The 3,031-nt window shown below is 66.7% G+C and carries 4 protein-coding genes; 3 read left to right on the forward strand and 1 reads right to left on the reverse strand.

Features of this window, described 5'->3' with window-relative positions; translation table 11 throughout:
• Positions 1-85: 85 nt before the first annotated feature.
• Positions 86-601: a hypothetical protein gene (locus H0W38_RS19730; protein WP_292457364.1), complete on the reverse strand. Its 516-nt coding sequence runs from the start codon at positions 599-601 to the stop codon at positions 86-88.
• A gap of 275 nt (positions 602-876) precedes the next feature.
• On the opposite strand from H0W38_RS19730, the gene H0W38_RS19735 reads away from it, so the two are divergent.
• The 3 genes from H0W38_RS19735 to H0W38_RS19745 all read left to right on the forward strand — a co-directional run.
• Positions 877-1,299 (forward strand): very short patch repair endonuclease, encoded by a 423-nt coding sequence (locus H0W38_RS19735; RefSeq protein ID WP_292457365.1) that lies wholly within the window; start codon positions 877-879, stop codon positions 1,297-1,299.
• Between the two features lie 37 nt (positions 1,300-1,336).
• A complete protein-coding gene (locus tag H0W38_RS19740; RefSeq protein WP_292457368.1) occupies positions 1,337-2,716 on the forward strand; it encodes a hypothetical protein in 1,380 nt (459 codons plus the stop codon).
• A gap of 87 nt (positions 2,717-2,803) precedes the next feature.
• Positions 2,804-3,031 (forward strand): nuclear transport factor 2 family protein (locus H0W38_RS19745; protein ID WP_292457370.1); only part of this gene is annotated, 228 nt, incomplete at its 3' end.

Genomic DNA, 3,031 nt, shown 5'->3' on the forward strand with positions numbered 1-3,031 from the left:
GCCCGCAACTTCATCGCCATCGCCTACCTGCGACTGTCACGCCTGAAGAACCTGCCGGCTCATCCGTTCGCCGCTGCGGCCGGCGTCAGATGAGGCTGTCGCGTTCCACACGAAACGGCATAGAGCCCAGATGGCGCACCCAGCTACCGAAAGACGACGAGGTGTTTGTTGTTCTCGCGTCCCTGCAGCTATCGAAGGGAAGGAAAAGAACGCCGACCATCACTGCATAGGGTTGCCGCTTGTGATAACCGCTCGCTTCGATCCGAAGCTCCTCCCCGTTGCGCTTCATGTTGTGCGTATAGCGCCTACCGCCGCTGGCTTCTCGGATGTGAACCGACTTGAGAGAAATACCGAGCGCAAGGCCGAGGTGGCGAGTCGAGAAGTTGATGTCGAGCTGTTTCTTACCTTGCGCCGACACGGAGCCCCGTTTCGTCGTGGCTTCGATGCCGCGCATGAGCGGTTCGAGGCTTTTCGCAATCAGCTCGGCCATTCGGTCTGCGAACAGGACCGCATACTTGTTCTTGTCTCCCACCGACGCTGTGGAGTCGGGGCGAGGTTCCGCGGCCGTCAGGACCTCACGGAGGATCGCGGTTCCTTTCATGTCGATCGTCGATGTTGGGGAAGGTTTGGTGCTTCGTGTCATTGCAGGTCGCCAGCACGACTATCGGGCTTATCGCCCACTCAGCGGAAGCCGCGCGCGGCGCTATAGCGCCGGCAAAACCAGCGGAAACCGCAAGCGGGGCAACAAATTGCTCGGCGTCGAGTGCTGTCAGCCTGAACAAGGATTGCTTTCGGGAAGCACACTTCGCAACAGATCGGCGACGGCAGGGGCCGGGCTTGGGTCGAGGAGCGGAGGCGAGTTGGGAGCCGAAGGTGATGGCAGACGTACTGAGCCGAGAAGCCAGGAGCCGGCTGATGGCGCGAATCAGGCAGCGCGACACCGCGCCGGAGATCGTGCTTCGCCACGGCTTGCACCGGCTCGGTCTGCGCTACAGGGTCAACGCAAGCGGCCTTCCCGGACGCCCGGATCTCCTCTTCCCGCGTCACGGTGTCGCAGTGTTCGTCCACGGGTGCTTCTGGCACGGCCATTCCTGCCGCGCGGGACGTTTGCCGACAAGCAATGTGGAGTACTGGACGCCCAAGCTCGCTGCGAACGCCGCGCGGGACCGGCGCAAGGCCGATGGCCTGCGCAGGCTGGGCTGGCGAGTGATCACAGTTTGGGAATGCCAGTTGAAAGATGCCGATCGGGCCTCTGCAACCGTCGAGCGGGTGGCCCGCAGAATTCACGGTGACGGTTGACGAAGCGGTCGGTTTTGCAGTGAGCAAACTCATCCGGATGAATTCGGCACGGTACGTTGTGGGTTTTCGAAAGGCGGGTGCGGTGTTGTGGCTGGTGGCTATTGCAGCCTGCACCGACGCCCCGCGCCCCGACCTGCACCGCCTCTACCGCATCGGCATGAACGACGCCGCCCAGCCGCCGGTCATCCTGATCCCGGGCGTTTTCGGCTCGCGCCTGCGCGACCGCGCCAGTGGCGAAGAAGTCTGGCCCGGGCCGTGGTGGCGCATCCTGTCTTCTTCCTATCCCGAACTCGCGCTCGACTTCGACCCGCAGACCCTCGCGCCGCGCCCTTCCCCGCTCGAAGCCGCCGGCATCGCCGAGCAGGCCTTCGGCCGCGACTTCTACCGCCCCATCATCGAGACGCTCACCGGCCCCGGCGGCTACACGCGCGGCGTGCCCGGTACGCCGGCGAAGCAAGGCGAGCGGCGCCTGTACGTGTTCGCCTACGACTGGCGGCAGGACAACGTGGCCAGTGCGCGCGAATTGCACCGGCTCATCGAGGCCGTGCGGCGCGATCACGGCGATCCGGCCCTGAAGGTCGATCTGGTCGCACACAGCATGGGTGGTCTGATCGCGCGCTACTACCTGCGCTTCGGCACGCGCGACGTGCTCGACGGCCGGCCGCAGCAGCTCACGATGGAAGGCGCGGCGAGCGTGCGCAAGCTCGTCCTGCTCGGCACGCCCAACCTCGGTTCGGTCAGCTCGCTGCACGCCTTCCTGAGCGGCGAGCCGGTCGGTCTTTCGCGCATCGCGCCGCGCACCCTGGCGACGATGCCCAGCGGCTATCAACTGTTCCCGCATCCGCTCGCGAGCTGGCTGATCGGCCTCGACGGCCAGCCGCGCGGCGACGACCTGTTCGATGCGGCGACGTGGCGGCGCCACCGCTGGTCGATCTACGCCGGCGACGCCGCGCCCGACCCGGCCACCGAGCGCTACTTCGCCCACCAGCTCGAGCGCGCGCGCCGCTTTGCCTGGATGCTCTCGGTGGCCGAGCCGGTCTCGCCCATCCGCTACGTCCTGTTCGGCGGCGACTGCCACCTCACACCCGCACGGCTGCTCGTCGAGCCCGGAAGCGACGGGCGCGACATGGCCCGGCTCGCGCCGGCCGACATCCACGCGCCGCAGCCCGGCGTGGCCTACGAGGACGTGATGCTCGAGCCGGGCGACGGCCGCGTGACCAAGCCTTCGCTGCTCGCGCGCGACGCGCTCGACCCGAGCGCGCCGCAGCACGAAGACAGCTTCCTGCCGGTGGCCTACCCCTTCTTCCTGTGCGAGCACCACAACCGGCTGACCGGCAACATCAATTTCCAAGACAACCTGCTGGGCGTGCTGCTGACACGCAATCTGCCTTGGGAGAACCCCAAGGTCACCCGCTGAGCGCAGCGCCGCTGCGGGCATTGCGGATGCCGGCCCTCGCCCGCACCGTCGATCATCGAGACTGTTGCACTACGGTTGGAGCCGTCGATGACGCAGGCGCCGCTCGCCACGCTGGAAACCTTCTACGACGCTTTCCGCGCCCTCGATGCCGAGAAAATGCAGGCTTGCTACGCGCCCGATGCGCGCTTCGACGACCCGGTGTTCGGCCTGTCGGGGCGCGCTCCGATCGGCGGCATGTGGCGGATGTTGTGCGAAGGGGTCAAGGCGCAGGGGCGCGCCGACTGGCGTCTCGAATTCCGCCACATCGCCGTCGAG

The sequence above is a fragment of the Methylibium sp. genome (genome assembly GCF_013817365.1).
Lineage (GTDB): Bacteria > Pseudomonadota > Gammaproteobacteria > Burkholderiales > Burkholderiaceae_C > Methylibium.

Coding starts and splice junctions, on each gene's coding strand:
- H0W38_RS19730 (WP_292457364.1), bottom strand. CDS start 601: ATGAAAGGAACCGCGATCCTCCGTGAGGTCCTGACGGCCGCGGAACCT.
- H0W38_RS19735 (WP_292457365.1), top strand. CDS start 877: ATGGCAGACGTACTGAGCCGAGAAGCCAGGAGCCGGCTGATGGCGCGA.
- H0W38_RS19740 (WP_292457368.1), top strand. CDS start 1,337: ATGAATTCGGCACGGTACGTTGTGGGTTTTCGAAAGGCGGGTGCGGTG.